This window comes from Streptococcus sp. HMSC36C04 (assembly GCF_001839535.1).
Taxonomy (GTDB): Bacteria; Bacillota; Bacilli; order Lactobacillales; family Streptococcaceae; genus Streptococcus; species Streptococcus hominis.
The window spans coordinates 54,618-61,009 of the sequence record NZ_KV841605.1; the positions used below are offsets into that span (position 1 = coordinate 54,618).

At 40.2% G+C, this 6,392-nt stretch carries 5 protein-coding genes; 1 reads left to right on the plus strand and 4 read right to left on the minus strand.

Annotation, left to right across the window (positions count from 1 at the left end; translation table 11 throughout):
• Position 1: 1 nt before the first annotated feature.
• From HMPREF3249_RS08120 to pflB, 4 genes are all read right to left on the minus strand, one after another.
• On the minus strand, positions 2-1,174 hold the full coding sequence (locus tag HMPREF3249_RS08120; RefSeq protein ID WP_059221252.1) for a hydroxymethylglutaryl-CoA synthase: 1,173 nt from the start codon (positions 1,172-1,174) through the stop codon (positions 2-4).
• A gap of 131 nt (positions 1,175-1,305) precedes the next feature.
• On the minus strand, positions 1,306-1,755 hold the full coding sequence (locus tag HMPREF3249_RS08125) for a threonine/serine exporter family protein (protein WP_106382352.1): 450 nt from the start codon (positions 1,753-1,755) through the stop codon (positions 1,306-1,308).
• 3 nt (positions 1,756-1,758) lie between these two features.
• The gene (locus HMPREF3249_RS08130) at positions 1,759-2,535 is read right to left on the minus strand and encodes a threonine/serine exporter family protein (RefSeq protein WP_059221250.1); all 777 of its coding nucleotides are present in this window, start codon (positions 2,533-2,535) and stop codon (positions 1,759-1,761) included.
• A gap of 100 nt (positions 2,536-2,635) precedes the next feature.
• Positions 2,636-4,951 carry a formate C-acetyltransferase gene (gene pflB, locus HMPREF3249_RS08135; protein ID WP_059221247.1) on the minus strand — a complete coding sequence of 772 codons (2,316 nt, stop codon included), beginning with the start codon at positions 4,949-4,951 and terminating at the stop codon, positions 2,636-2,638.
• A 249-nt stretch (positions 4,952-5,200) separates the two neighbouring features.
• Here pflB and dinB point away from each other — a divergent pair, with 249 nt between their 5' ends.
• Positions 5,201-6,268 (plus strand): DNA polymerase IV, encoded by a 1,068-nt coding sequence (dinB, locus tag HMPREF3249_RS08140; RefSeq protein WP_059221245.1) that lies wholly within the window; start codon positions 5,201-5,203, stop codon positions 6,266-6,268.
• The last annotated feature ends 124 nt before the right edge of the window (positions 6,269-6,392 follow it).

The following is a 6,392-nucleotide window of genomic DNA, read 5'->3' on the forward strand; positions in this document are numbered from 1 at the left end:
ATTATTTTTCCACCTTGATGTATGTACGTTGGTGTTCTACGATTTCTGCTAAGGCAAAGTCTTGATTTTCATAGCCTGTAAAGCTAGCAGAGCCATTTTCATCTAGTTCTGCTTCTTCAAAAAATACCTTCTCATAATCTGGAATGCTCAGAGGTGTACGGCTGTCAAGTTTTTCCATACGATTGGCTTCAAGCTGCTGCTCAAAACCTGCTACGAGCTGCCCACTAAAGATTTCTGATACAGCTCCGCTTCCGTAGCTAAAGAGCGCAATGCGGTTACCTGCTTTGAGTGTCGTACTATTTTCAAGCAGGGAAAGGAGACCTAAAAAGAGGGAGCCAGTATAAATGTTACCTACTTTTTGACTGTAAAGAATAGATTGCTCAAAATTTTCTTGCAGTTGTGCTTGTTGTTCGCTTGGCAATGTCTTATCCATGATTTTCCGCATACCTTTTAAAGCTATCTTTGGATAAGGTAAGTGAAAACAAACTGCTGCAAAATCTTTCAAAGAGACTTGATTGCGTCTTAGGTACTCCGCCCAAGTCGTTTTTAAGCTATCCAAATACTGCTGAGTGGAGTACATGCCATTGACGAAGGGTGTTGTGGAATAATTCGGACGCCAGAAGTCCATGATGTCTCGTGTTTGAGCGACATTGTCCTCATTGAAGGCTAGAATTCGTGGATGACTAGTGATGAGCATAGCTATCGAACCAGCGCCTTGTGTCGGCTCTCCCGGTGTCTCAATACCGTATTTGGCAATATCGCTTGCAATGACCAACACTTTTGAGCTAGGGTGTTTTTCGACGTGCAATTTCGCATAATCCAGTGCGGCAGTAGCGCTGTAGCAAGCCTCTTTCATTTCAAAACTGCGTGCAAATGGCTGAATTCCAAGCAAACCATGAACAAAAACAGCAGAAGCCTTACTTTGGTCAATCCCAGATTCGCTGGCTACGATGACCATGTCAATAGCCTGTTTATCTTCTTCGGTCAAAATAGATGCTGCTGCACTCGCTCCCATGGTTACAATATCCTCTGTGACAGGGGCAATACTAATTTCTTTTAGTAAAAGTCCCTTGCTTAGTTTTTCCGGGTCAATGTTACGCGCTTCTGCCAAATTTTCTAATTTTAATACGTAATTGGCTGTCGCAAAGCCAATTTTATCAATTCCAATGTTCATCATTACCTCTATATATTTCGGTTTCATGTAAATATTATTCTATTCCATTTTATCATAATTCAAGTGGAAACTGAGAAAAAGACCATCTTAAGATAAGAAGGGTTTTAGACAGTTCGGTTGTTTTTGTTGAATTACGAAGAACGGTGTTTTTGCAGATAATGGTAGAGTCTGAGCACCACCGTACCACTTGCCATTCCAATTGAAATGACCAAGGCTAAAATCACCACCAAGGTAGCATTAACCATAGCATGACTATAATCTCCAGTGACAAAATAGGCCGTTGTACGATAAGAAAGATAGCCCGGAACCAATGGAGCTAAAATGGCTAAGATAAAGACGACAGCAGGGGTTTTATAAAGAATGCTCAAAACTTGACTAATGCAAGATCCGATAATAGCTGCAATAAACGTAGCAATAATCACATTTGTTGGACCTTTTAATACATAATACAAAAGCCAGATGAACATTCCAAGGATTCCTCCTGGAATGAGCATTCTTTTTTGAACATTTAAAACGATTAAGAACATTACAATTGCAAGAAAACTTGCTGCAGCTTGTAGTAAGACAGTCAATGGATTCACCTTTTATTTCATTAAGACGAGAGCTACGGAAGTGCCAGCTCCGAGTGCCAAAGTGATCAACAGCGTTTCAAAGATTTTGCTCATTCCGGAGTTGAGATGATTGGTCATCAAATCACGCACGGCATTGGTCAGAGCAATACCGGGAACAAAAGGCATGACAGCACCAGCGATGATTAAGTCCGCACTGGAAGGAAAGCCAGAATAGCGCGCCCAGATCTGTGCCAGCAGACCAAAAATAAAAGCTCCTGCAAAAGCTGTGACAAAAGGAATGCGCACGTATTTATTGACCGAAAGAGAAAAGGTAAAGCCAAAGAAGGTCGCAAGAGCAGCGCCGAGTGCATCATAGAGATTGCCACCAAACATGATAGAGAAAAAAGGGGCACTAATAGTAGCAGCAAATGTCAGTTGCCTGTTTGTGTAAGGTGTCTTTTTCTTTTTTAGCTGAGTTAATTTCTCAAAAGCATCTTCAAGACTGATGTCCCCGCTAACCAGTTCACGCGATACTTGATTGACATCGCACACTTTTTCGATATTGTAATTTGAATGAGTAATGCGTTTCATACGCGAAATATTGGTGTTTTCAATTGAAAAGAAAATGGCAACTGGCATTGCGAGTGCATTACAATCCATAATTCCTTGAGAATGAGCAATCCGAATCATGGTATCTTCAACCCGATAAATTTCAGAACCACTTTGAAGCAGAAGCGTACCTGCTAACATCAGGATATCAACAGTTAGATTAAATTTGTCTTCCCTTTCTACATCTCTTTTCTCCACCATTTTTACACCCTTTTCTTTTAACTAACAATACCTCTATTATAGCATAAAAAAGAAGAAAACCAGCTGGAATTTCCAACTGGTTTTTGAGAATAGAATTGAATTAGCTAAGGGCATCATCCATTGAAAGCACTTCGTGGAAGACACGTTGAGTCAATTCAGTTTTTTGTTCTTTTGTAAGGTATTTAGTGTTGACACAGTAACCTGAGATACGAACGATAACATCTTCACCATTCATAATCTTGTCATAGACATCTTTCAAGTCCATAACGTTTAAGTTGACGTGTTGACCACCATTTTCAAAGTAACCGTCAAGAATCGTTACCAAGTTATCCACTTGTTCTTCACGAGTTTTACCAAGAGCACGAGGTGAAACTTGAGTAGTTAGTGAGATACCGTCTGCTGCATAACCAAAGTCAAGGCTAGCTAGTGAGTTGAGATTTTGCAACCAACCACCACGAGCTTTGTTAGAAGGGTTTGCACCTGGTGAGAAGAATTCCAATTTAGACAAGTTCACACTGCCGTCTTCATTGAGGTAAACCCCTTTGTGAACTGGAGAGTTACCAGTTTGTTTAGAGTAAGCAACATTTGAAGTGATAGTAAGTAATGATACAGTTGCTTCAGCGTTCTTGTACAGTCTGTGGCTACGAAGGCGAGTTGTGTAGGATTCAATCAACCATTCAGCCAATTCGTTTGAGCGAGGGTCATCTTCACCCCAACGTGGGTAGTCACCAGTTGTTTCATAGTCGTAAATGTAGCCATTTTCATCGCGAATTGGTTTAACAGTAGCATATTTGATAGCAGCTAATGTATCAACAGTATTGGCAAATCCACAGATACCAAATCCCATGTTAGCACGTTGATGTGTAGGCAAGAAGGCCATTTGAACAGCTTCATAGTTGTACTTATCTGTCATGTAGTGAATGATATTCAATGCATCTACGTAAGTGTCTGTCAACCAATCAAGTGATTTTTCAAAGTTTGCTTTAACAGATTCAAATTCAAGTACTTCGTCGCGGATAGGGTCAATATCAAATACTTTGTAGTCTTTGTGAACATCGTCGTAACCACCGTTCAAACCAGTCAAGAGAGCTTTAAGGACGTTTACACGAGCACCGAAGTATTGGATGTTGTGGCGTTGTTCTTCGTTTTCTGGGTCAAGTGGTGACACACAGCAAGAGATACAGCTCATTTCGCCATAGCCGTCTTTTGCCATTGTCGTTACACCTTCGTATTGGATAGAAGAATGTTTGTGACTCATGTGCATGCAGTAATGACGGAAAGTGTATGGTAATTTATCCGTCCAAAGAACTGTCAAGTTTGGCTCTGGAGAGTTACCGATGTTGTCCAATGTGTTCAAGAAACGGTAATCCATTTTTGTAACACGGTGGCGACCGTCATTTCCCATACCAGCCATAGAAGTTGTGATGAAAGTTGGGTCACCTGAATACAATTCGTCATAAGCTTTTGTACGAGCGAATTTCACAGTACGAAGTTTCAAAACGAAGTCATCAACAAATTCTTGGATTTCTGATTCGGTGAAAGTACCACGAGCTAAGTCACGTTCTGCATAAATGTCAAGAACGATTGGAACACGTCCAAGTGAAGTAGCAGCACCGTTGACAACACGACAGACAGCCATGAAAGCAATGTTCACCCATTGAATAGCTTCTTTTACGTTCATAGCAGGTCTGCGAACATCAAGACCATAAAGGTCACCTAAGCGAACAACTTCTTTCAATGATTGGTATTGAAGGTTGACTTCTTCGCGAAGACGAATAGTTTCTTCATCAATGTCTGTCAAAGCGTTCCAATCTTCCACTTTTTCAGCCATCAAGTAATCTGCTCCGTAAAGTGCAAGACGAGCATAAACACCGATGATACGTCCACGTGAATAAGCATCTGGCAAACCTGTTACAGTGTGTGCGTGACGTGCGCGACGGATATTTGTTGTGTAGGCACGGAAAATACCGTCATTTACAGTTGTTACGTATTTTGTGAAGATTTCATGCATTTTAGGATCTGGTTCATAGCCATGTTCCTTCAAAGCAGTTTCCGCCATACGGATACCACCTTTTGGCATGAAGTTCAATTTGAACAATTCATCATTTTGGATACCATAGATTAATTCATTGTCTTTATCAATGTATCCAGCTGGAATGTCAGCGATTGAAGTAGCACGTGTATCCATTGGGAAACGTGTTTCTTCATAATGTGCTTTTGTGTCTTCGATAATTTTTTTAATGTGAAGAGAGCGTTCAGTTGGACCAGCTAAGAAACTTTCATCTCCATCATAAGGAGTGTAGTTTGCTTGTACAAAACGAGATACGCTAGCTTTTTCGCGCCAATCTTCCCCTTTGAAGCCTTCCCAAGCTTTGTCAAAAATATCCTGTGCTTCGACAACAGTTTTAACAACCATGTTTTTTTCCTCTTGTATCTTTCTAGTAACACAAATCTGTTACATTTATAAAATAAGTATATCATATAGTAATCGTTTCCACAAATGGAATCTGGTCATAAAAGCACTTTCTTTTATAATACAGATTTAAAAACTAGCGTAAATTGTATTATATTTTTGAAAAAATCAGCATATTTTCAAATATTTTGGAAAAAATGATAAAAATTGTATAATGGAAGAAAGAACAGAGTCGAGAAAGGAGCTGTATTGATGTTAATTTTTCCCTTAATCAATGATACATCTCGGAAAATCATTCACATTGATATGGATGCCTTTTTTGCCTCCGTAGAAGAAAGAGACAATCCAGCACTAAAAGGCAAGCCGGTCATCATCGGAGCAGACCCTCGTTTAACAGGCGGACGAGGCGTTGTCTCAACTTGCAATTATGAGGCGCGCAAGTTTGGTGTTCACTCAGCTATGAGCTCCAAAGAAGCTTATGAGCGTTGTCCACAGGCGGTTTTCATTTCGGGAAATTATGAAAAATATCAGGCAGTCAGCCAGCAAATTCGAGCCATTTTTAAACGATATACAGATATGATTGAGCCAATCAGTATTGATGAAGCCTATCTGGACGTGACCAAAAATAAGCTGGATATGAAATCTGCTGTCAAGATGGCCAAGTTAATCCAGCACGAGATATGGACAGAGCTTCATTTGACCAGTTCTGCTGGTGTTTCCTATAACAAATTTTTGGCAAAAATGGCTAGTGACTATGAAAAGCCTCACGGGCTGACCGTGGTTTTGCCGGGAGAAGCAGAATCTTTTCTGTCTCAAATGGATGTTGCCAAATTTTACGGTGTTGGGAAAAAGACAGTAGCAAAGCTGCATGATATGGGTGTTTATACGGGGGAAGATTTGTTGAAAATTTCTGAGATGACCTTGATTGATTTGTTTGGGCGGTTTGGTTTTGACCTTTATCGCAAGGCAAGAGGCATCAGCAATTCACCAGTGAAAGTCAATCGTATTCGTAAGTCTATTGGTAAGGAAAGGACTTACGGAAAATTACTATATGACGAAGACGACATAAAAAAGGAATTGACACTTTTATCGCAAAAGGTTGCTCGTAGTTTAAAAAAACATGAAAAGTCTGGAAAGACGATTGTCCTGAAGATTCGCTATGCGGATTTTTCAACATTGACAAAAAGGCAGAGCTTAGCGACAAGAACGCAAGATGCGGAGCAGATTGAACGCATTGCACATGAGATTTATGATAGATTGGACGAGCAGACAAAGGGTGTGCGTCTTTTAGGAGTGACAGTGACAGGATTTGGGCTGTAAAAAAGTTTGGAATGGGGAGTTCCAAACTTTTTTGGCTCTATAATTTCTGTAGTGGGTAACACCACTGCAGAGATTATGGAGCCATTTTTTTACCATTTGTCAAGCAATTCAATGTTTTTCAGTC